This is a genomic window from Streptomyces sp. DH41 (genome assembly GCF_029813785.1).
GTDB lineage: Bacteria > Actinomycetota > Actinomycetes > Streptomycetales > Streptomycetaceae > Streptomyces.
This window is the reverse complement of sequence record NZ_JARVKY010000024.1, coordinates 122,390-144,462: the sequence shown is the minus strand read 5'-3', so window position 1 is coordinate 144,462 and position 22,073 is coordinate 122,390. Positions and strand designations below refer to the sequence as shown.

General features: G+C 69.9%; 23 protein-coding genes. 19 read left to right on the top strand and 4 right to left on the bottom strand.

What is annotated here, in order from left to right; translation table 11 throughout:
- Positions 1 to 61: 61 nt before the first annotated feature.
- Entirely contained in the window at positions 62 to 733 is a 672-nt protein-coding gene (locus QC283_RS31585) for a response regulator transcription factor (protein WP_279565151.1), read from the bottom strand.
- A gap of 14 nt (positions 734 to 747) precedes the next feature.
- Positions 748 to 1,755, bottom strand: coding sequence for a RecB family exonuclease (locus QC283_RS31580; RefSeq protein WP_279565150.1), 1,008 nt, complete (start codon positions 1,753 to 1,755; stop codon positions 748 to 750).
- 174 nt (positions 1,756 to 1,929) lie between these two features.
- Here QC283_RS31580 and QC283_RS31575 point away from each other — a divergent pair, with 174 nt between their 5' ends.
- From QC283_RS31575 to QC283_RS31565, 3 genes are all read left to right on the top strand, one after another.
- Positions 1,930 to 3,654, top strand: coding sequence for a site-2 protease family protein (locus QC283_RS31575; protein ID WP_279565149.1), 1,725 nt, complete (start codon positions 1,930 to 1,932; stop codon positions 3,652 to 3,654).
- A gap of 58 nt (positions 3,655 to 3,712) precedes the next feature.
- Positions 3,713 to 4,615, top strand: coding sequence for a tRNA (adenine-N1)-methyltransferase (locus QC283_RS31570; protein ID WP_279565148.1), 903 nt, complete (start codon positions 3,713 to 3,715; stop codon positions 4,613 to 4,615).
- Positions 4,616 to 4,894: 279 nt separating this feature from the next.
- On the top strand, positions 4,895 to 5,473 hold the full coding sequence (locus QC283_RS31565) for a hypothetical protein (protein ID WP_279565147.1): 579 nt from the start codon (positions 4,895 to 4,897) through the stop codon (positions 5,471 to 5,473).
- Between the two features lie 73 nt (positions 5,474 to 5,546).
- Here the strand turns inward: QC283_RS31565 and QC283_RS31560 are convergent, their stop codons facing one another.
- On the bottom strand, positions 5,547 to 5,852 hold the full coding sequence (locus QC283_RS31560) for a ferredoxin (RefSeq protein WP_279565146.1): 306 nt from the start codon (positions 5,850 to 5,852) through the stop codon (positions 5,547 to 5,549).
- 245 nt (positions 5,853 to 6,097) lie between these two features.
- On the opposite strand from QC283_RS31560, the gene arc reads away from it, so the two are divergent.
- The 6 genes from arc (at position 6,098) to prcA (ending at position 12,261) form a co-directional block, all read left to right on the top strand.
- On the top strand, positions 6,098 to 7,864 hold the full coding sequence (gene arc, locus QC283_RS31555) for a proteasome ATPase (protein ID WP_279565145.1): 1,767 nt from the start codon (positions 6,098 to 6,100) through the stop codon (positions 7,862 to 7,864).
- A 232-nt stretch (positions 7,865 to 8,096) separates the two neighbouring features.
- Positions 8,097 to 9,608, top strand: coding sequence for a depupylase/deamidase Dop (dop, locus tag QC283_RS31550; protein WP_383528001.1), 1,512 nt, complete (start codon positions 8,097 to 8,099; stop codon positions 9,606 to 9,608).
- Between the two features lie 177 nt (positions 9,609 to 9,785).
- Positions 9,786 to 10,004, top strand: coding sequence for a ubiquitin-like protein Pup (locus tag QC283_RS31545; RefSeq protein ID WP_043374843.1), 219 nt, complete (start codon positions 9,786 to 9,788; stop codon positions 10,002 to 10,004).
- 32 nt (positions 10,005 to 10,036) lie between these two features.
- Positions 10,037 to 10,630 carry an endonuclease VII domain-containing protein gene (locus tag QC283_RS31540; RefSeq protein WP_279565144.1) on the top strand — a complete coding sequence of 198 codons (594 nt, stop codon included), beginning with the start codon at positions 10,037 to 10,039 and terminating at the stop codon, positions 10,628 to 10,630.
- A complete protein-coding gene (prcB, locus tag QC283_RS31535) occupies positions 10,582 to 11,427 on the top strand; it encodes a proteasome subunit beta (protein WP_279565143.1) in 846 nt (281 codons plus the stop codon). Before QC283_RS31540 ends, prcB begins: the two co-directional genes overlap by 49 nt.
- A gap of 60 nt (positions 11,428 to 11,487) precedes the next feature.
- Positions 11,488 to 12,261 carry a proteasome subunit alpha gene (prcA, locus tag QC283_RS31530; RefSeq protein ID WP_279565142.1) on the top strand — a complete coding sequence of 258 codons (774 nt, stop codon included), beginning with the start codon at positions 11,488 to 11,490 and terminating at the stop codon, positions 12,259 to 12,261.
- Positions 12,262 to 12,321: 60 nt separating this feature from the next.
- On the opposite strand, the gene QC283_RS31525 is transcribed toward prcA, so the two are convergent.
- Positions 12,322 to 13,338: a LacI family DNA-binding transcriptional regulator gene (locus tag QC283_RS31525; RefSeq protein ID WP_279565141.1), complete on the bottom strand. Its 1,017-nt coding sequence runs from the start codon at positions 13,336 to 13,338 to the stop codon at positions 12,322 to 12,324.
- Between the two features lie 107 nt (positions 13,339 to 13,445).
- On the opposite strand from QC283_RS31525, the gene QC283_RS31520 reads away from it, so the two are divergent.
- The 10 genes from QC283_RS31520 to tatC all read left to right on the top strand — a co-directional run bounded on the left by QC283_RS31520 (position 13,446) and on the right by tatC (position 22,001).
- Entirely contained in the window at positions 13,446 to 14,705 is a 1,260-nt protein-coding gene (locus QC283_RS31520; RefSeq protein WP_279565140.1) for an MFS transporter, read from the top strand.
- A gap of 9 nt (positions 14,706 to 14,714) precedes the next feature.
- The gene (pafA, locus tag QC283_RS31515; RefSeq protein WP_279565139.1) at positions 14,715 to 16,076 is read left to right on the top strand and encodes a Pup--protein ligase; all 1,362 of its coding nucleotides are present in this window, start codon (positions 14,715 to 14,717) and stop codon (positions 16,074 to 16,076) included.
- A gap of 193 nt (positions 16,077 to 16,269) precedes the next feature.
- Positions 16,270 to 17,271, top strand: coding sequence for an FKBP-type peptidyl-prolyl cis-trans isomerase (locus QC283_RS31510; protein ID WP_279565138.1), 1,002 nt, complete (start codon positions 16,270 to 16,272; stop codon positions 17,269 to 17,271).
- A 60-nt stretch (positions 17,272 to 17,331) separates the two neighbouring features.
- Complete coding sequence (locus QC283_RS31505; RefSeq protein WP_279565137.1) at positions 17,332 to 17,703, top strand: FKBP-type peptidyl-prolyl cis-trans isomerase; 372 nt, start codon at positions 17,332 to 17,334, stop codon at positions 17,701 to 17,703.
- A 137-nt stretch (positions 17,704 to 17,840) separates the two neighbouring features.
- Positions 17,841 to 18,794 (top strand): helix-turn-helix transcriptional regulator, encoded by a 954-nt coding sequence (locus tag QC283_RS31500; RefSeq protein ID WP_279565136.1) that lies wholly within the window; start codon positions 17,841 to 17,843, stop codon positions 18,792 to 18,794.
- A gap of 18 nt (positions 18,795 to 18,812) precedes the next feature.
- Complete coding sequence (locus tag QC283_RS31495) at positions 18,813 to 19,859, top strand: helix-turn-helix transcriptional regulator (protein WP_279565135.1); 1,047 nt, start codon at positions 18,813 to 18,815, stop codon at positions 19,857 to 19,859.
- Positions 19,860 to 19,888: 29 nt separating this feature from the next.
- Positions 19,889 to 20,149, top strand: coding sequence for a hypothetical protein (locus tag QC283_RS31490; protein ID WP_279565163.1), 261 nt, complete (start codon positions 19,889 to 19,891; stop codon positions 20,147 to 20,149).
- An 89-nt stretch (positions 20,150 to 20,238) separates the two neighbouring features.
- A complete protein-coding gene (locus QC283_RS31485; RefSeq protein WP_279565134.1) occupies positions 20,239 to 20,433 on the top strand; it encodes a hypothetical protein in 195 nt (64 codons plus the stop codon).
- A gap of 279 nt (positions 20,434 to 20,712) precedes the next feature.
- Positions 20,713 to 21,003, top strand: a complete 291-nt coding sequence (gene tatA / locus QC283_RS31480; protein WP_279565133.1) for a Sec-independent protein translocase subunit TatA — start codon at positions 20,713 to 20,715, stop codon at positions 21,001 to 21,003.
- A 47-nt stretch (positions 21,004 to 21,050) separates the two neighbouring features.
- Entirely contained in the window at positions 21,051 to 22,001 is a 951-nt protein-coding gene (gene tatC / locus QC283_RS31475) for a twin-arginine translocase subunit TatC (RefSeq protein ID WP_279565132.1), read from the top strand.
- Positions 22,002 to 22,073 lie beyond the last annotated feature (72 nt).

Here is a 22,073-nt window from a genome sequence, read left to right as displayed (position 1 = left end):
GTGCGGGGGTGCGGGGGTGCGGGGGTGCGGGTGCCGGTGCTCGCGCCCGCACCCGCGCGGCCTACTGCGCGCCGGGGCGGACCAGGCCGCTCTCGTAGGCGTACACCGCGGCCTGCACCCGGTCGCGCAGGCCCAGCTTGGTCAGCACATGCCCCACATGCGTCTTGACAGTGGTCTCGCTGACGAAGAGATCGGCCGCGATCTCCGCGTTGGACAGGCCGCGGGCCACCAGCTTCAGCACCTCCACCTCACGGTCCGTCAGAGTGTGCAGGGTGTCCGGCACCGGCTCGTCGCCGGACGGCAGATGCGTGGCGTACTTGTCGAGCAGCCGCCGGGTGATACTCGGCGCGAGCATCGCCTCACCGCTCGCCACCACGCGGATGGCCTGCACCAGTTCGTTGGCCGGGGCATCCTTCAGCAGGAACCCGCTGGCCCCCGCCTTCAACGCCTCCACCACGTACTCGTCGAGGTCGAAGGTGGTCAGCACCAGCACCTTCGCCGGACCGTCCCGCTCGGGCCCGGTGATCTGCCGGGTCGCCTCCACACCGTCCATCCGCGGCATGCGGATGTCCATCAGCACCACATCGGGCTGCAGCGCCCGCACCTGGTCGAGTGCTTGGAGGCCGTCTCCGGCCTCGCCGACGACAGCGATGTCCTGCTCCGCCTCCAGAATCATCCGGAAGCCGGTGCGCAGCAACGGCTGGTCGTCGACCAGTAGGACGCGGATGGCCACGTAAGTCTCCTTCGCTAGTCCGCTCCCATTCTGCCCTGCTCCACGCGGCCGGAGTCGGCCACCCTCACCGGCAGCGGATAGGGAGGGGGAGTTCCGCCGAACTCCGGGCAGTGCGCCTGGTGGTCGCACCACCCGCACAGCTTGGTGGGACGCGGCCGCCAGTCACCCGTCTCCGTCGCCAGCCGGATGGCCTCCCACAGCGCCAGCAGCTTGCGCTCGACCCGCTCCAGGTCGTCGACGACCGGGTCGTACGTGAGCACGTCACCGCTGCCGAGATAGACGAGCTGCAGCCGCCGCGGCACGACCTTCTTCAGCCGCCACACCACCAGCGCGTAGAACTTCATCTGGAACAGCGCGCCCTCGGCGTACTGCGGCCGGGGCGCCTTGCCCGTCTTGTAGTCGACGATCCGCACCTCGCCGGTGGGCGCCACGTCGACCCGGTCGATGATGCCGCGCAGCCGCAGCCCGGAGTCCAGCTCCGCCTCCACGAACAGCTCCCGCTCGGCGGGCTCCAGCCGGCTCGGGTCCTCCAGGGTGAACCAGCGCTCGACCAGCCGCTCCGCCTCGCCGAGCCACTGCGCCAGCCGCTCGCCCTCCGGGTCGTCGGCGAACAGCTCACCGACCTCCGGCCTGCTCTCCCGCAGCCGGTCCCACTGACCCGGAACCAGCGACCTGGCCCGCGGCGCGGTGCGCTCGGCCGCCGGGGCGTCGAAGAGCCGCTCCAGCACCGCGTGCACCAGGGTGCCCCTCGTCGCCGCCTCGCTCGGCTTCTCCGGCAGGCGGTCGATGACCCGGAACCGGTACAACAGCGGACACTGCATGAAGTCGCCGGCCCGGGAGGGCGACAGTGAGGCGGGCGCCTTGGCCACGGCCACGGGTACGGCCATGGGCACGGATGCGGGCGCGGAGGCCGTGGTGGTGGCCGCCGCGGCCGGCGCCGCGTCCGCGTCGTCCGCCACCGTCGCCGCCGACGCGGCGGATCCGCCGGCGTCCTCCGCGACATCCTCGATGCTCGTCTCCATGCCCACAGACCTTACGGCCCGCCACTGACAACGCCCCAGCCCGCGGCCGTGACCCTTGCGACGGAAGGGAAGCACAGGGGTGCCGGGGCGGAACGGTTCGCGACGGACGCATACCATCGACACGAGACCCTCCCGCCCGCCAGGCGCGGGAGACGCTTCGAACGAGGGGACACCGTGGACGTGAGCGGCGGGAGCGGGCAGCCGCGGTCCGGTAACGACGAGTCGGCCGAGCCCCAGGCAGGGCCTCAGGCCCAGGCCGCCGACGCCACCCAGCCGGAACCCGCGGATTCCGGTCCACCCGGGAAACGACCCGCGGACCGGCCCCGGACGACGGGCGAGGCCCCCGAGGAGCAGCCCCGAAGGGCGCCGGAGACCGCCGAGGACCGCCCACTGCCCCAGCCCCCTGGAACACCGGGCCGCGAGACGTCCACGAGTGAGCCGGGCCGCGAGACATCCACGCGGGACGCGGACCCCGAGACGCCGGGCGCGCAGACGCACGGCCGCGAGGGGGCCGCTCCCGAGCCGCCGGGCTCCGACGGTGGCGGCACCCTCCGCCCGTCGACGGACCCGGCCGCCGGCAGCGCCGGCACCGAAGCCCGCCGGCCGGACTCCCCCCACGCCCGAGGCGACCGTTCCGCCCACGCGCCTGCCCGGTCCGGCCCGGACGGCCGCGGCCCCCACGCCGACAGCCCCCGCACCGATGCCCACGAGAGCGCCGGACCCGGCCCGGGGCGGCCACCACAGCGTCGGCCGGAGCCCGGGGGCGGACTCCTGATGGGCCGGCCCTTCGGTGTACCCGTCTACGTCGCGCCCAGCTGGTTCCTGGTCGCCGCCCTGATCACCTGGGTGTTCGGCGGCCAGCTGGACCGCGTCCTGCCCGAGCTGGGCGCCGCACGCTACCTGGTCTCCCTCTTCTTCGCGGTCGCCTTCTACGCCTCCGTCCTCGTCCACGAACTGGCCCACACCGTCGCCGCCCTCCGCTTCAAGCTCCCGGTCCGCCGCATCCAGCTCCAGTTCTTCGGCGGCGTCTCCGAGATCGAGAAGGAGGCCGAGACCCCCGGCCGCGAGTTCGTACTGGCCTTCGTCGGCCCCCTGCTCTCCCTCGTCCTCGCCGGCGTCTTCTACGCCGCCCTGCTGCCCGTCGACCCCGACGGCGTCCCCGGCGTCCTGCTGGCCGGCCTCATGATCTCCAACCTCCTCGTGGCCGCCTTCAACCTGCTGCCCGGCCTCCCCCTGGACGGCGGCCGGATGCTCCGCGCCGTCGTCTGGAAGATCACCGGCAAGCCCATGCACGGCACGATCGCCGCCGCCTGGGTCGGCCGGGCCCTCGCCATCGCCGTCCTGATCGGCCTGCCACTGCTCACCCAGTCCCTCGGTTCCGGCGCCGCGGACGACGTCGGCATGGACACCATCCTGGACGCCCTGCTCGCCGCGATCCTCGCCGCGATCATCTGGACCGGCGCCGGAAACAGCCTGCGCATGGCCCGCCTGCGCGAACACCTCCCGGAGCTGCGCGCCCGCGCCCTCACCAGGCGCGCCGTCCCCGTCCCGGCCGACACCCCGCTCTCCGAAGCCCTGCGCCGCGCCAACGCCTCCGGGGCCCGCGCCCTGGTCGTCGTCGACGCCGACGGCAGGCCCGTCTCGCTGGTCCGCGAGGCCGCCATCGTCGGCGTACCCGAACACCGCCGCCCCTGGGTACCGGTCAGCACCCTCGCCCAGGACCTCACCGAGGGCATGCGCCTGTCCGCCGAACTGTCCGGCGAGGAACTCCTGGACGCCCTGCGCGCCGACCCGGCGACCGAGTACCTGGTCGTCGAGGAGACCGGCGAGATCTACGGTGTCCTCTCCGCCGCCGACGTCGAGCGCGCCTTCGTCAAGGCCATGGCCCGCCCCTCCTGAGCACCGTTCCGCCGAAGCGGTGGTCGGCGGCCCCGCCGGGGACCGGTAGGCTGGTCACATGTCCGAACCGACCGGTGCCGCCCGCAGGCGCGGGCCCTTCAAGGTCGGGGACCAGGTTCAGCTGACCGACCCCAAGGGCCGCCACTACACGTTCACGCTCGAGGCCGGGAAGAACTTCCACACCCACAAGGGTTCCTTCCCCCACGACGAACTGATCGGTGCTCCCGAGGGCAGCGTTGTCCGCACCACCGGGAACGTCGCCTACCTCGCGCTGCGCCCCCTGCTCCCCGACTACGTCCTGTCCATGCCCCGCGGGGCAGCCGTCGTCTACCCGAAGGACGCGGGGCAGATCCTCGCCTTCGCCGACATCTTCCCCGGCGCGCGCGTCGTGGAAGCCGGCGTGGGCTCCGGCTCCCTCAGCAGCTTCCTGCTGCGCGCCATCGGCGACCAGGGCATGCTGCACTCCTACGAGCGCCGCGAGGACTTCGCCGACATCGCCCGGCAGAACGTGGAGCGCTACTTCGGCGGCCCGCACCCCGCCTGGGAGCTCACCGTCGGCGACCTCCAGGACAACCTGTCCGATGCCGACGTCGACCGCGTCGTCCTCGACATGCTCGCCCCCTGGGAGTGCCTGGAGGCCGTCTCCAAGGCGCTCGTGCCCGGCGGCATCCTGTGCTGCTACGTCGCGACGACCACCCAGCTCGCCCGCACGGTCGAGTCCATCCGCGAGATCGGCTGCTTCAACGAGCCGACCTCCTGGGAGTCGATGATCCGCAACTGGCACGTCGAGGGCCTGGCCGTCCGCCCGGACCACCGGATGATCGGCCACACCGGCTTCCTGCTGACCGCCCGCCGCCTCGCGGACGGCGTCGAGCCGCCCATGCGCCGCCGCCGCCCGTCCAAGGGCGCCTACGGCGAGGACTACGACGGCCCCAACGCCGGTGGAGGCTCCGGCCGCTGAGGCGGCCCGTGCCGCGATCAACGTACAGGCGCCGTGGTGGACTTCCCGAGACTGACCGGGAATTCCACCACGGCGCTTTCGCGTTGACCCGGCGACCGGCGACCGGCGACCGGCGACCGGCGACCGGCGACCGGCGACCGGCGACCGGCGACCGGCGACCCCGCGCGCGGCGGCGCAGTCCGGCCCGGCACCCACCCCGCCGTTCCCCCGCACTGTGACGTGTGGCACGATGCTGGCCACCCCCCCCCGCCGGCACAGCCCTCACAGGAGACACTCCTCGTGCAGCACCCCGCCGTTCCGGACCTGTCACACACGCACGCCCGCCCGATCCACTGGGTCGCCACCGCCACGGCCCTCGCCGCGGTCGTGGCCCTGTCCTCGGTCCTGCAACCCGACGCCGCCACGGCGGCGCAGACCGCCGCCCCCGAACCGAAGAACGCCCCCGCGCACCTCGCGCCGCCCGATCCCGCGGCCGTCGTCTTCCCCCTGGAGTGCGGTCCCGTCGAGGCGCTGGTGCACAAGAAGGCCTCCGGAGACCTCGACGGAGACGGCCGGCCCGAGACAGTGGCCGTCGTGCACTGCGACGCCCCCATGGGCACACCGCCCGACGGGGTCTACGTCATCACCCGGGACGCCGAAGGCGGCAAGCCCCGCGTCGTCGCCACCCTCGTGAACCCCCGGGACCGCCGGACGGTCACCGACTTCGCGGTGCGCGACGGCGCCGTCCACGCCACGCTGCTCGGCTACTCGTCGGCCGACGTGCCCAGTTGCTGCCCCGACGTCACGGACGACGTGAAGTGGCAGTGGGAGAACGGCGCGTTCGTCCGCGACACGCCGTCCCAAGCACGCACCGTGTGACCCACGGCCCGCCGCACCCGATGTGACACACCGGACGACGGTCACGGAGCGTGCGGGCCAAGTCACATTTTGGTCACTCTGTGTCCGGGCCGTAGACCTCGGTCCTGTCCGAAACACGACGTACGTGGATGCACTCGCCCGGACACTCCTTCGCGGAGTCGACCACGTCCGCGAGAAGCGGCAGCGGCACGGGCGTTGTCGCTCCCGCAGCCTGCAGCAGCTCGTCGTCCGCGCCCTTCACGTAGGCCAGACCGTCGATGTCCAGCTCGAACACCTCCGGCGCGTACTGGGCACAGATGCCGTCGCCGGTACACAGGTCCTGATCGATCCAGACCTCCAGTGCCTCGCCGTCGACTCCGGCCTCCTGCTGCACAGTCATCTCTCCTGCCGTTTCCTACGCCGAGCCGTTCGGGAATCCGGCCAGCTCTGACGGGTGTTGAACGCTTCGACCCTACCTCCGGCTGGGTTCCACTCACGTTCCGTGGGTATTCCCCTGGCGTGAGGGAGAGCGCAAGGGTGAAGATCGGACACACCCCGACAGTCTTTGTGATCTAGGGGTTTCAATCGACACCCACCCAGGTAGGGTCTGGAAGCGTCCAGCTCCCCATGGAGGAGGTGAGGACCGTGGCAGCCCACGACGACGACATGAACCGCGGCATCCGCCCGGGACGCGGGTCCGAGGACCCGGCCGGGCAGATGGCCTACCTTGAGCAGGAGATCGCCGTCCTGCGACGCAAGCTCGCCGAATCTCCGCGGCACACGAGAATTCTCGAAGAGCGGATTGTCGAGCTGCAGACCAACCTGGCCGGCGTGTCCGCCCAGAACGAACGACTCGCCGGCACACTCCGCGAGGCCCGCGACCAGATCGTGGCCCTCAAGGAAGAGGTCGACCGGCTGGCCCAGCCACCGGCAGGCTTCGGCGTCTTCCTGCAGGCCAACGAGGACGGCACCGCCGACATCTTCACCGGCGGCCGCAAACTCCGGGTGAACGTCAGCCCGAGCGTCGAGCTCGACGAGCTCCGACGCGGCCAGGAAGTGATGCTCAACGAAGCACTCAACGTGGTCGAGGCCATGGAGTACGAGAGCGTCGGCGACATCGTCACCCTCAAGGAGATCCTCGAGGACGGCGAGCGAGCCCTCGTGCTCGGCCACACCGACGAAGAGCGCGTGGTCCGGCTCGCGGAGCCGCTGCGCGGCATCAACATCCGGCCCGGCGACGCCCTCCTGCTCGAATCCCGCTCCGGCTACGTCTACGAGGTCGTCCCCAAGAGCGAGGTCGAAGAACTCGTCCTCGAAGAGGTCCCCGACATCGGCTACGAGCAGATCGGTGGCCTCGGCGGACAGATCGAAGCCATCCGAGACGCTGTCGAGCTCCCCTATCTCTACCCCGACCTCTTCCGGGAGCACGAGCTGCGTCCGCCCAAGGGCGTCCTGCTCTACGGGCCTCCCGGATGCGGCAAGACGCTCATCGCCAAGGCCGTCGCCAACTCACTGGCCAAGAAGGTCGCCGAAGTGACCGGCCAGGCCGCCGGCAAGAGCTTCTTCCTCAACATCAAGGGCCCCGAGCTGCTCAACAAGTACGTCGGCGAGACCGAGCGGCAGATCCGCCTGGTCTTCCAGCGGGCCCGCGAGAAGGCCAGCGAGGGCACCCCCGTCATCGTCTTCTTCGACGAGATGGAATCCCTCTTCCGCACCCGCGGCTCCGGCGTCAGCTCGGACGTGGAGAACACCATCGTCCCCCAGCTGCTCGCCGAGATCGACGGCGTGGAGGGCCTGCAGAACGTGGTCGTGATCGGCGCCTCCAACCGCGAGGACATGATCGACCCCGCCATCCTGCGGCCCGGCCGACTCGACGTGAAGATCAAGATCGAGCGTCCGGACGCCGAAGCGGCCAAGGACATCTTCGGCAAGTACCTCACCGAGCGCCTCCCGCTCCACGCGGACGACCTCACCGAGCACGAGAAGGACCGGGCAGCCACCGTCCAGAGCATGATCCAGACCGCGGTGGAACAGATGTACGCCGAATCCGAGGAGAACCGCTTCCTCGAGGTCACCTACGCAAACGGCGACAAGGAAGTCCTCTACTTCAAGGACTTCAATTCCGGCGCCATGATCGAGAACATCGTGGGCCGCGCCAAGAAAATGGCGATCAAGGACTTCCTGGAAGCCAACCAGAAGGGCCTCCGCGTCTCCCACCTCCTCCAGGCATGCGTGGACGAGTTCAAGGAGAACGAGGACCTGCCCAACACCACCAACCCGGATGACTGGGCCCGCATCTCCGGAAAGAAGGGCGAGCGGATCGTGTACATCCGTACGCTCGTCACCGGAAAGCAGGGCGCCGACACCGGACGCTCCATCGACACGGTGGCGAACACCGGTCAATACCTGTAAAAGGCGGGGCGGCTGCGGGTGCCCACAACGGGTACCCGCAGCCGACTGTTTTCCGGAGCCCCGACTGGAGCAAGGCAATGCCGCAAATGATCTCCCCACCAGCGCAAAGGCGTTCTAGGCTCTTCCATACCGCCGAGTCGCGCAGTGCGGGGACGGGCACCGCACACGCATCGGAGCGCCAGCGGTACTTGAGCGGCGCCCACCACGGGCGCCGCCGGGCAAGGAGGGCCGCATGACCGTACGGCGAGTAATGGGCATCGAGACGGAGTACGGAATCTCCGTCCCCGGCCACCCGAACGCCAATGCCATGCTCACCTCGTCCCAGATCGTCAACGCCTACGCGGCGGCGATGCACCGGGCCCGCCGGGCCCGCTGGGACTTCGAGGAGGAGAACCCGCTCCGGGACGCGCGAGGCTTCGACCTCGCCCGTGAGGCCGCCGACTCCAGCCAGCTCACCGACGAGGACATCGGCCTCGCCAACGTGATCCTCACCAACGGAGCACGGCTCTACGTCGACCACGCCCACCCCGAATACAGCGCTCCAGAGGTCACCAACCCCCGCGACGCCGTCCTGTGGGACAAGGCCGGCGAACGCATCATGGCCGAGGCCGCCGAACGGGCCGCCCAGCTGCCCGGCGCCCAGCCCATCCACCTCTACAAGAACAACACCGACAACAAGGGCGCCTCCTACGGCACGCACGAGAACTACCTGATGAAGCGGGAGACCGCCTTCTCGGACATCGTGCGCCACCTGACACCCTTCTTCGTCTCCCGCCAGGTCTTCACCGGCGCCGGCCGCGTCGGCATCGGCCAGGACGGCCACGAACACGGCTTCCAGCTCAGCCAGCGCGCCGACTACTTCGAGGTCGAGGTCGGCCTGGAGACGACACTCAAGCGGCCCATCATCAACACGCGCGACGAACCGCACGCGGACGCCGAGAAGTACCGGCGACTGCACGTCATCATCGGCGACGCCAACCTGTCCGAGATCTCGACCTACCTGAAGCTGGGCACGACGGCCCTGGTGCTCTCGATGATCGAGGACGGCTTCATCGCGGTCGACCTGGCCGTCGACCAGCCGGTCCGCACCCTGCACCAGGTCTCGCACGACCCCTCGCTCAAGCGCCTGATCACGCTCCGCAGCGGGCGCACCCTCACCGCGGTACAGCTCCAGATGGAGTACTACGAGCTGGCCCGCAAATACGTGGAGGAACGGTACGGCGCGGACGCCGACGACCAGACCAAGGACGTCCTGGGCCGCTGGGAGGACACCCTCAACCGGCTCGAGAACGACCCGATGACCCTGGCCGGCGAGCTGGACTGGGTCGCCAAGCGGGAACTCATGGAGGGCTACCGCCGCCGCGACGACCTGGACTGGGACGCCGCCCGACTGCACCTCGTGGACCTCCAGTACGCCGACGTACGGCCCGACAAGGGCCTGTACAACCGACTGGTGGACCGGGGCCGCATCAAGCGGCTCCTGGACGAGACGGAGATCGAGCGAGCCCGTACCAAGCCGCCGGAGGACACCCGCGCGTACTTCCGCGGGCGCTGCCTGGAGCAGTACGCGGACGACGTCGCGGCGGCCTCCTGGGACTCGGTGATCTTCGATCTGCCCGGCCGGGACTCACTGCAACGGGTCCCAACCCTGGAACCGCTTCGCGGAACGCGTAATCACGTCAAGGAGCTCCTGGACCGCTGCCGCACCGCGGAAGACCTGGTCAAGGTCCTGGCCGGCGGGTAGGCGGGCCGAGCGGGTACACGGACGAGACCGCCGGACAGGGTGGAAACCCACCCCGTCCGGGAACCATCGAGATGGCCCCCGTTCGTTGGAGAAACGCGGGGCCGATGTCGGACCCGGCTTGTAGGGTCTGATCTTGACCGAGCAACTGTGTCGGGCGAACCGAGCGGGGTGAGGGTTATGGCGACCAAGGACACCGGCGGCGGCCAGCAGAAGGCCACACGTTCCACCGAGGAGGTCGAGGAGCAGGCGCAGGACGCGCAGGCTTCCGAGGACCTCAAGGAACGCCAGGAGAAGCTGAACGACGACGTGGACTCCGTCCTGGACGAGATTGACGATGTCCTCGAGGAGAACGCAGAGGATTTCGTTCGCTCGTTCGTTCAGAAGGGCGGCGAGTAGCCTTCGAAATGAAGGTTACAGCGGGGGTTCGCTTGTCGATCGAAGAAGCTGCTAAGCGCTGTTCGCGGTGCAAGGAGCACAAGCCGCGGGCAGCGTTTGCACGGAACAAGGCGATGCGGGACGGGCTGCAGGCCTACTGCCGAAAGTGTGCCGCGACCTATCACCAGCAGCGCCAGGTGGCCAAGGGGCGTCCCGTTCGACCGAGAGTGGATGTGCCGGAGGGCCACAAGCTCTGCCGGACGTGCGGCGAGATCAAACCACACAGCGAGTGGACACGGAACCGCACGGCTTCCGACGGTCTGGCGACGCTCTGCAAGCCTTGTAAAGCGGCCCAGGGACGAGCCGGGCACCTGAAACGTCACTATGGCCTCACCGAGGTCGAGCGTGATGCCATGATCGCCTCTCAAAAGGGCCTCTGCGTGATCTGTCTGAAGGCTCCGGCCGTACACGTGGATCACAGCCACAAGACGGGTAAGGTCCGTGGCGTACTGTGCTTCAACTGTAATTCGGCCATCGGCAAGTTGGGAGACGATCCCGACGCTGTTCGTCGGGCTGCTGCCTACCTGGAGGGAACTTCGTGGAAGCCAACACTCGTAGCACCGGGCGTCTACCAGCTGCCTTCCTGACGCCCGGGTCCTCTTCGTTCATGGACTTCATCGGTGAGCACCAGCCGGACATGCTCCCGGGCAACCGGCAGCTGCCGCCGGTGCAGGGCGTCGTCGAGGCACCGCACGGTACGACGATCGTGGCGGTGACGTTCCCCGGTGGTGTCGTCCTCGCCGGTGACCGGCGGGCCACCATGGGCAACATGATCGCCCAGCGGGACATCGAGAAGGTCTTCCCGGCGGACGAGTACTCGGCGGTGGGTATCGCCGGTACGGCGGGTCTGGCCGTGGAGATGGTGAAGCTGTTCCAGCTTGAGCTGGAGCACTTCGAGAAGGTCGAGGGCGCGCAGCTGTCCCTGGAGGGCAAGGCGAACCGCCTGTCCACGATGATCCGGTCGAATCTGGGCATGGCGATGCAGGGGTTGGCCGTGGTGCCGCTGTTCGCCGGTTATGACGTGGACCGGGGCAGGGGCCGAATCTTCTCGTACGACGTGACGGGTGGGCGGTCCGAGGAGCGGAACTACGCGACCACCGGGTCGGGGTCGATCTTCGCCCGTGGTGCGATGAAGAAGCTCTTCCGTGAGGACCTGACCGAGGAGCAGGCCACGACGCTCGTGGTGCAGGCGTTGTACGACGCGGCAGACGACGACTCGGCGACCGGTGGTCCCGATGTCGCCCGCCGGATCTACCCGATCATCACTGTGATCACCGAGGACGGTGTCCGCCGGCTGAGCGAGGACGAGGGTGCGGAGCTCGCCCGCGCGGTGCTGGAGCGGCGGCTGGAGCAGCCCGAGGGTCCGCGGGCCGCGCTGCTTTAGCGGGGTGTGTTCGTGTTGTCAGGTGGTCCAGTGACATCTCCAGAAAGGGATGGATAACCGGTGTCGACGCCGTTCTATGTCTCACCCCAGCAGGCCATGGCCGACCGGGCGGAGTACGCCCGCAAGGGCATCGCCCGTGGCCGCAGTCTGGTCGTGCTGCAGTTCGCCGACGGCATCGTGTTCGTCGGCGAGAACCCGTCCCGTGCGCTGCACAAGTTCAGCGAGATCTATGACCGGATCGGTTTCGCGGCCGCCGGTAAGTACAACGAGTACGAGAATCTGCGGATCGGCGGGGTTCGCTACGCGGACCTGCGCGGTTACACGTACGACCGGGACGATGTGACGGCCCGTGGTCTGGCCAACGTCTACGCGCAGACGCTGGGCACGATCTTCTCCAGCCAGGCCGAGAAGCCGTACGAGGTGGAGCTGGTCGTGGCCGAGGTCGGCGACAGTGCCGACGGTGACCAGATCTACCGGCTGCCGCACGACGGCTCGATCGTGGACGAGCACGGCTCGGTCGCGGTCGGTGGCAACGCGGAGCAGATCAGCGGGTACCTGGACCAGCGGCACCGGGACGGTATGACGCTGGCCGAGGCGCTGAAGCTGGCGGTGCAGGCGCTGTCCCGTGACACGAACGGCAGTGAGCGGGAGATTCCGGCGGAGCGGCTGGAGGTCGCGGTGCTGGACCGTACGCGTCCGCAGAAGCGGAAGTTCAAGCGGATCGTCGGAGGTCAGCTGTCGCGGCTGCTGGAGTCGGGCGCGGGTGCGGGAGCCGATGCCGAGGACCTGTCCCTGCCGGACGAGGACGAGGGCGGGGGCAAGGGCGAGGAGTAGGGGGCGGCCGCCGAGCGGAGGCCTTCGAGCGGCGCCGGGTGCCATGTGCCCCGGCGCCGTTCAGTCTTGTGGTGGCGGTGCCGTGGAGCCTCGTACCACCAGGTTCACCGGGATGTCTCCCGCCTCCGGGGTCTGGCCCTCCATGACCGCCAGCAGGGCGCGCATGCCGTGTTCGCCGAAGAGTTCCGCGTCGAGGCGTACGGTCGTCAGCTCGGGGTCGATGGCCGTGGCGAGGCCGAGGTCGTCCAGGCCGGTGACCGAGAGGTCGTCGGGGACGCGGAGCCCGGCTCGCCTGGCCGCCTTGTAGGCGCCGGCCGCCAGTTTGTCGTCGTCGCACACGAGAGCCGTGGGCCGGGGCCCGGGAGCCGCGAGCGCGGCGTGCGTGGCGGCCAGGGCGCCCTCGATGGAGATGGGGGCGCGAGCCGTGCGCAGGCTGGTGCCGGAGGTCTCGGTGAGCCGTGCGGCCAGTTCGCGGGCGCGTACTTCGAAGGTCCAGGAGGGGACGTCCGCCGCGAGGTGGAGGAAGCGGCGGTGGCCCAGGGTCAGGAGGTGCTCCGCGACCTGGCGGATGCCGTCGGCGATGTCCAGGTTGACGGTCGCGGCGCCGAGGCTGCCGTTCGGGTCGCTGTCCAGCATGACGAGGGGGAGCTGGTCGCCTCTGATCGCGCTGAGCGCGTCGGCGGCCATGGAGGAGGCGATGACGCCGTCCAGGGCGGCCTGGGCGGAGGCGAAGGGGTCGCGAGCGGGGCCGACGCCTTCGGGGGAGGGGTAGAGGACCACTCCGAAGCCGTGTTCGGCGGCGATGCGTGCGGCGCCCGTGTAGACCTCCGCGAAGAACTCGGTGGTGAGGGCGGGTACGACGAGGAGCACTGTGCGGGTGCGGCCGAGGCGGAGGTTGCGGGCGGCGAGGTTGGGGCGGTAGCCGAGTTCGTGCGCGGCTTCGCGGACCCGTTGAGCGGTGGGTTCCGAGACCCGGCCGCGCCATTTGTCGCCGAGGACCAGGGAGACCGCGGCCTGGGAGACGCCGGCGGCCTGGGCGACGTCTCGGCTCGTGGGGCGGGTGCTGCCTCGTGCCACCGTTCGCCTGCGCTTTCGTCTGGACTCGTGAACAGGCGACATGGTACGTATGGCGCGGAAGGTTATACGTAAAACCTCGTTGGTCGGTTCAGAGGAAGGGGTGGGTCGTGGTCGCCGGTTACCTGGACATTCTTCGCGCGCGGCATGCCGTGCGGCTGCTCGTCGGCACGCTCGTGGGGCGGTTGCCCAACGCCACCGCGGCGATCGCGATCGTGCTGTTCGTGCGGGCGGAGGGCGGTTCGTACAGCCTCGCGGGGGCGCTGGCCGCCGTGTACGGGGTCGCCAACGCCGTGGGGCAGCCGGTGCTCGGGCGGCTGGTGGACCTGTACGGGCAGCCTCGTGTGCAGTTGCCGGCCGCCGTGGTGTCGGCGCTGGCCATGGCCGTGTTCGCCTTCGCCGGGACGGGGACGGTCGCGCTCGCGTACGCGGCGGTGGGGGCCGCGGGTCTGTTCACGCCCCCGCTGGAGGGCGGGCTGCGGGCGCTGTGGCCGAGTGTGCTGCGCAAGGAGGACCAGGTGCACGCGGCGTATGCCATGGACGCCGTCGCGCAGGAGGTCATGTTCACCGTCGGGCCGCTGCTCGTGACGGTGTGCGTGTCGCTGTGGTCGCCGCTGGTGGCGCTGCTGGTGCTGAACGCGGTGGGTGTGCTGGGGGCGCTGTCCGTGGTGGTGTCGCCTCCCTCGCGCGCGTGGCGGTCGGCGCCGCGCGAGGCGCACTGGCTGGGCGCGCTGCGTTCGTCCGGGCTGCTGGCGCTGCTGGGTGCCTTCCTGTTCATCGGGATGGCGCTCGGGTCGATCACCGTCGCGTCCGTGCCGTACGCCGACGAGCACGGTGGGGACGCCGTGTACGGCTGGCTGATGGCGGCCCTGGGGCTGGGTGCGCTGATCGGGGGAGCCGTGTACGGGGCCCGGCGGTGGACCGGTGAGCCGGCGCGGCGACTGCGGGTGCTGGTGGCCTTTCTGGCGGTGTGTTATCTGCCGTTGACGCTGATGCCGGGCGTGGTCGCCATGGTGCTGCTCACGGTGCTCGCGGGTGTCTTCCTGGCGCCGTGCATCGCCTGCGCGTTCGTCCTGGTCGACGTGCACGCGCCGCGGGGGACGGTGACGGAGGCGTTCTCGTGGCTGGTGACGACGTTCACGGTGGGTGCCTCGGTGGGTACGGGCCTCGCGGGGCCCGTCGTGGAGCACGGCGGGGCGCTGTGGGGGTTCGCCCTGCCCGGGGCGGCCGGGGTGGTGTCCCTGCTCGTCCTGGCGTGCACCGGACGGGTCCTCGCAGCTCCCGCCCGGCAGGCGGTGGTTGCGGCTTCATCGGAAAATGATCCAAACCGTGCCGTCGAACCCCGTTTCAGTTCGGGTCATCAGGCGTAATGTTCAGTCATGGACCGCCGCATTTTCGGGCTGGAGAACGAGTACGGCGTCACGTGCACGTTCAGGGGACAGCGCCGCCTGTCGCCTGACGAGGTGGCGCGGTACCTCTTCCGCCGTGTCGTGTCATGGGGCCGCAGCAGCAATGTCTTTCTGCGCAACGGCGCCCGCCTCTATCTCGACGTGGGATCGCATCCGGAATACGCCACACCCGAATGTGACAACGTGATCGAACTCGTCACCCACGACAAGGCGGGCGAGCGCATCCTCGAAGGACTCCTGGTGGACGCCGAACGACGCCTGCACGAGGAGGGAATCGCGGGCGACGTCTACCTCTTCAAGAACAACACCGACTCCGCCGGCAACTCCTACGGCTGCCACGAGAATTATCTCGTGGCCCGGCACGGGGAGTTCTCGCGGCTCGCGGACATCCTCATTCCGTTCCTGGTGACGAGGCAGTTGCTGTGCGGTGCCGGCAAGGTGCTGCAGACGCCGCGCGGTGCCGTGTACTGCGTCAGCCAGCGGGCCGAGCACATCTGGGAGGGCGTCTCCTCGGCGACCACCCGCTCCCGGCCCATCATCAACACGCGCGACGAGCCGCACGCGGACGCCGAGCGCTACCGGCGCCTGCACGTCATCGTGGGCGACTCGAACATGTCCGAGACGACCATGCTGCTCAAGGTCGGCGCCACCGACCTGGTGCTGCGCATGATCGAGGCGGGCACGGTGATGCGCGACCTCACCCTGGAGAACCCGATCCGGGCGATCCGTGAGGTGAGTCACGACATCACCGGCCGCCGGAAGGTGCGCCTGGCCAGCGGCCGGGAGGCGTCCGCGCTGGAGGTGCAGCGGGAGTACTACGAGAAGGCGGTGGACTTCTGCGAGCGCCGAGGTATCCGCACCGGCACCGTCGAGCGCGTGCTGGAGCTGTGGGGCCGCACGCTGGACGCGATCGAGGCCGAGGACCTCGACCGCATCGACACCGAGATCGACTGGGTCATGAAGTACAAGCTCCTGGAACGGTACCGGGCCAAGCACAACATGACCATGTCGAACCCGCGGGTCGCGCAGATAGACCTCGCCTACCACGACATCCACCGCCGTCGTGGCCTGTACTACCTGCTCGAGAAGAAGGGCCAGGCCGCCCGGGTCGCGAACGACCTGAAGATCTTCGAGGGCAAGTCCGTTCCGCCGCAGACCACTCGGGCCCGGCTGCGCGGCGACTTCATCCGACGGGCTCAGGAGCAGCGCCGGGACTTCACCGTCGACTGGGTCCATCTCAAGCTCAACGACCAGGCGCAGCGCACCGTGTTGTGCAAGGACCCGTTCCGTTCGGTGGACGACCGGGTGGAGAAGCTGATCGCCGGGATGTGATCAGGACGGGGTGAGACACGAGTTCCGTACGAAAATCGGAACGCCACACGGGCACCGTACGTTAGCCGTACGGTGCCCTTCTCACGCCGTAGAGTTGCGCGCACTTCATCAAGCACCGTCGAACAGCTCATCCAGCAGCTCTCCAAGCAGCTCATCCAGCAGCATCGACCGATATCGATACGAGGCCCCCACCGTGCGCCGACGCTCACTCCTCATCGCCGTCCCCGCCGGACTGGTCACACTCGCCGCATGTGGTGAGGAAGACTCCGGCTCGAGCAATGCCGGCGACAGCGCGACGCCCGGGGCGTCGGACACGTCGGCGTCGCCGCCGAAGATCGTCGACGGTCCGCTGCCGGCGATCACGGCGGGGACGAAGTTCGGCGAGAAGCCGACGGTCGCCAAGGGCAGTGGCGAGCCCTCCAAGGACCTCGCGGTGAAGACGGTCGTCGCCGGCGGCGGCAAGGCCGTCGCGGAGAACGACTTCGTGTCGGCGAACTACCTGGGCCAGATCTGGGAGAGCGCGAAGGTCTTCGACAACTCCTACGACCGCAAGACCCCGCTGATCGTCCAGCTCTCCAAGGAGGCCGGCCTCATCGACGGCTGGCGGTACGCGCTGACCGGCAAGAAGACCGGCAGCCGCGTCCAGTTCTCCGTGCCGCCCACCTTGGGGTACGGCGAGCAGGGCAACGAGCAGGCGGGCATCAAGGGCTCCGACACGCTGGTGTTCGTGGTCGACGTGCAGGACGCCTTCAACGCCAAGAGCTCGGCCAAGGGCAAGGAAGTCCCCCAGGACGACGCCGCTCTGCCCAAGGTCGGTACCAACACCGACGGCAAGGCGCCCTCCATCGAGATGCCGAAGACCGACGCGCCGAAGAAGCTCGTCGCGGAGTACGTCCTCGAGGGTGACGGCGCCGAGGTCGGCGCCCAGGAGACCGTGCTCGTGCAGTACAAGGGCGTGGTCTGGGACGGCGGCAAGGAGTTCGACTCCACGTACGGCAGGAAGCAGCTGACGTCGTTCTCGCTCCAGCAGGTCGTCAAGGGCTGGTCGCAGGGGCTGACCGGCAAGAAGGTCGGCAGCCGCGTCCTGGTCGTGATCCCGCCGGAGCTGGGTTACGGCGACAGCCCGCCGGAGGGCAGCGGTATCGAGAAGGACTCCACGCTGGTCTTCTCCGTCGACATCCTGGCGAAGATGTGACGTCTCGAAGATGTCAGACTTGGGCCGTTGCCTTTCCGCAGACAAGCAGGAGCTGAACACGTGAGCATCGACAAGCCCGAGGTCGACTTCCCGGGGGGCGAGCCCCCGGCGGACCTCGAGATCAAGGACATCTGGGAGGGCGACGGCCCGGTCGCGCAGGCCGGTCAGACCGTGACCGTCCACTACGTGGGCGTGGCGTTCAGCACGGGCGAGGAGTTCGACGCCAGCTGGAACCGGGGTGCGCCGTTCCGCTTCCCGCTCGGTGGCGGCCGTGTCATCGCGGGCTGGGACCGGGGTGTGCAGGGCATGAAGGTCGGCGGCCGACGTCAGCTGACCGTCCCGGCCCACCTCGCCTACGGCAACCAGAGCCCGACCCCGGCGATCCAGCCCGGCGAGACGCTGATCTTCGTGGTCGACCTGCTCGGAGTCTGATCGAAGTCCGAGCGGACAGCGATCAGAGCCGGTCATCCGGGGTCCATGCCTGTCCGGGCATGGGCCCTCGGCTTTTGCCGGGCCACCGCGGGGCGGTACGGTCATCCGTCGTAAGCACCATAGGGAGAAGGGCGTCGATGGCCATTGCCAAGGCCGAGCGGCTGATGAACCTGGCGCTGTGTCTGCTCGGGACACGGCGGCCCCTCAGCAAGCGTGAGCTGCGCGAGTCCATCGAGGCCTACCTCGAAGCGGGATCCGACGACTCGTTCAACCGCATGTTCGAGCGGGACAAGGACGACCTGCGGGAACTCGGGCTTGTCATCGAGACCGTCGAGAGCCTCGACGGCGAGATCGGCTACCTGGCGCGCCGTGACAGCAACCGCCTGCCGCCCATCACCCTGGACGCCGAGGAGGCCGCCGCGCTCGGGCTCGCCGCCAAGGTGTGGCAGCAGGCCCGGCTGGCCGGTGCCGCGAGCGGCGCGCTGCAGAAGCTGCGCGCGGCCGGGCTGCCCGAGGACGTCGACCCGTACGAGGCGCACAGCGCGCTGGAGCCGCGCATCCCGGTGCACGAGGCCGCCTTCGAGCCGCTGATGCTGGCCTGCCGCGACCGCAGGCCGGTCCTCTTCGAGTACCGCAAGGCCAACGCCGCCCAGCCCGAGCCCCGGCACGTGGAGCCGTGGGCGCTGGAATGCTGGCGCGGCCACTGGTACCTGGCCGGCTACGACCGCGACCGTGGCGCCGAGCGGGTCTTCAGACTGTCCCGGATCACGGGCAAGGTGCGCTCGCGCGGGGCACGGTTCACCGCCCCCGTGCCCGACGTCGTCACCGTCCGTGAGACGGTCGCGAGCTGGGCGGGGGAGACCGCCGACCGCTCCGCGCTGATCCGGCTGCGTACGGGCGCGGGGTACCCCCTTCGGGCGAAGGCGACCGGGGTGCGGGAACTGGGCGACGGCTGGGACGAGTTGGAGATTCCGTACGGGCACGGCCTGGACGCCTGGCTGGTCGAGTTCGGGCCGGACGTGGTGGTGCTGGAGCCCGCGGAGTTGCGTGCGGACGTGGTGGACCGGCTGCGTGCCGTGGCCAAGGGCTGAGGGGGAGCGGACAACACTGTGGCAGGCAAACCGGTCAGGCCCGTGAACGCCATCGACCAGACCCGACGGATGCTGTCCCTGGTGACGTATCTGCGGGAGCGCCCGGGTGCCCGGGTCGAGGACGTGGCGCGCGCCTTCGGCATCACCGAGGACGAGCTGGTCTCCGACCTCGACGTGCTGCCCATGTGCGGCACCAGCTTCCGCGGCGGCGATCTGCTCGACATCGACACCGACGGCGAGCGCATCTGGTGGCACAACCCCGCCGCCCTCGGCGCGGACGCCGCCGAGCCGCTGCGGCTGGCCGCCGACGAGGCCACCGCGCTGCTCGTCGCCGCCCGGGCCGTGGCGACTCTGCCCGGCCTGCGGGAGAGCGACCGGCAGGCGCTGCTGCGGGCGACCGCCAAGGTGGAGACCTCGGCCGGCGAGGCCGCGGGCGCCAGCTCGCGCCTGTCCGTCACCTTCGAGTCCGAGGGCGGCGTCTTCGCCGACGTCGACCGGGCGATCTCGGAGCGCCGCCGGCTCTGGATCCGCTACTACTCACCGGCCCGCGACGAGGTCACCGAGCGCGAGATCGACCCCATCCGGCTCGTCAGCGTCGGGCACACGTACGTGGAGGCCTGGTGCCGCCGCTCGGAGGCCCGGCGCACCTTCCGGCTCGACCGGGTCGCGGAGATCCGCATCATGGACGAGCCCTCCGCTCCGCCGGAGGTGGAGTTGCGGGACCTGTCGGAGGGGCTGGTGCAGCCCGCCGCCGAGGACCCCGAGGTCGTGGTGGAGGTCGGCCCCGGCGGGCGCTGGGTCGCCGAGTACTACCCGCACGACAGCGCGGACGAGCTTCCCGACGGCGGTCTGCGCATCGCTCTGCGTACCCCCGACCCGGCGTCCCTGCGGCGGCTGGCGCTGCGGCTCGGACGTGACGGCCGGATCGTCTCCCCGCCCGAGCTCGCCGGCAGCGCCCGGCAGGCGGCCCGCGAGGCGCTGGCGGCGTACGACGGGATCGAGGCGGGCGGCGCGCGCCGGGGGCCGGGCGAGGGACAGCCCGACAGGCAGGAGCGAGGACTGTGAGCGAGCCCGCGGGGCCAGGGGCGCCGGGTATGACGGCGGCGTCCGCGTTCGCCGGCATGCGACGTGTGTCCCCGGTCGTGTTCAAGGCGGGCTGCCCGGACTGCCGGGGCAGCTTCGAGCTCGCCGCGAGCGCCCTGCGCCTCGCCATCGGCGCCACGAGCCGTACCACCTTCTACTCGTTCACCTGCCCCGAGTGCGGGTCCGCCGTCCGCAAGCCGGCGGGGGAGCGGGTCGTGGAGCTGCTCACGGGCGGCGGGGTCAGGACCCTGCGGCTGCACTCCACCGTGTAGGACCGGCGTCCCCGGCCCCGGCGTCCCCGGCTTCCGCGTCCCGGCACCGCGTTTATGACCAGTCCGCGGGACGGTCTAGGCTCGGCGTCATGTTCTGGCCGATGTTCGCGGTTGCCGTGGGTTTCCTGGGTCTCGCCGTTCTCGCGGTGTTCGCCGTGAAGGTGTTCGTGGAGGCGCGGCGCCTGGGCCGGCAGGTGACGGACTCGGCCCACCGGATCAGCCTGGCGGCGGAGGAGCTGGAGCGCGCGACTGAGAGCGCCGCGCGCGCCGTGGACACGCTGTGAAGGCCTGAACACCGCCGCGGACCCACGTGCGTGACCCCATGGACGCGTGTGAGTCGCGTTTTGGGGCACTTCGCCCTGTCACCCCACGGGCCCCTGACGGTACGCTGCTGGTCGCGACCCGGAAAAACGAGGCCCGGTCGCGGACGGGAGTACGCACAGGGATTGCCTCACGTTTACCCCTGAGCGTTACGATCGCTGCACAAGACGATCGATCGGACGCATGTCCGGCCGGTCGGACAGCACCCCCACCCAGCCGCCTCGGTGAGAAGGTAAAGACTTATGTTCGGAAGGCTCGGAGCCCCCGAGATCATTCTCATCCTCGTCGTCATCATCCTGCTGTTCGGCGCGAAGAAGCTTCCGGACATGGCGCGGTCGCTCGGCAAGTCGGCGCGCATCCTCAAGAGCGAGGCCAAGGCGATGAAGAGCGAGAGCAAGTCGGACGACGCCGCTCCCGCCGACCCGCCCAACACCCCCGAGCAGGCCGCGGCGCAGCGCACCATCAAGGCCGCCCCCGGCGATGTGACCAGCTCCCGGCCGGTCTCCGAGCCGACGGACACGACCAAGCGCTGACGCAGGGCCGGTGACCTCCGGCCCGCCGCACGAGATGGGAACGTGGGTTGCTTAAGCCTGCCCGCAACAAGGAGAAGGATCCCGAGGGGCGGATGCCCCTCGCGGAGCACCTTCGTGAGCTCCGCAACCGGCTCGCGAAGGCGCTGCTGGCCATCGTCGCCGTCACCGTCGTCGCCGCCTTCTTCTACGAGGAGATCATCAACGTCCTCACCGAGCCGATCCTCGAGTCGATCGGCTGTGAGAAGTCGTTCGCGGAGCTGGCTCAGTCGGAGACCGGCTCGGAACCGTGCGCGCAGATCACCCTCAACGGTCTGCTCGGCCCCTTCACCCTGGCTCTGAAGGTGTCCCTGACGGCGGGCATCGTGCTGGCCTCCCCGGTCTGGCTGTACCAGCTGTGGGCGTTCGTCGCCCCGGGCCTGCACAAGAGTGAGAAGAAGTACGCCTACGCGTTCGTCGCCACCGGCGCGCCGCTGTTCCTCGTCGGTGCCTACTTCGCCTACGCGGTGCTGCCCACCTCGGCGAAGGTGCTGATCGAGTTCACGCCGAGCAACGTCGACAACCTGCTGCCGCTGGACGAGCTGCTCGACCTCGTCACCCGCATGGTGATCGTCTTCGGTCTCTCCTTCGAGCTGCCCCTGCTGCTGGTCATGCTCAACTTCACCGGAGTGCTGACCGGCAAGCGGATGCTCGGCTGGTGGCGCGCCATGATCATGGGCATCACGCTGTTCGCGGCCATCGCCACGCCGAGCACCGACCCCCTGACGATGGTCATGCTGGCCGGACCGATCTGGGTCCTGTACTTCGCCGCGGTCACCGTCTCCCTGCTGAACGACCGCCGCAGGGCCCGCCGCGAGGATCTGGAGCCCGACGACGATGAGGCGTCCGAGCTGGACCTCACGCCCGAAAGCATCGACGAGGTCGAACCCGTGACGACCGCCCGTGCCCTGCCCGAGCAGACCACGAGGGACCGGGTCAACGGCTACGACGACGTGACCTGAGGCACACCGGGGCGGTGACGGCGCGCGTCGCCGCCCCACGGAACGCCTCACGCTCTCCGTCCCGGGACCGAT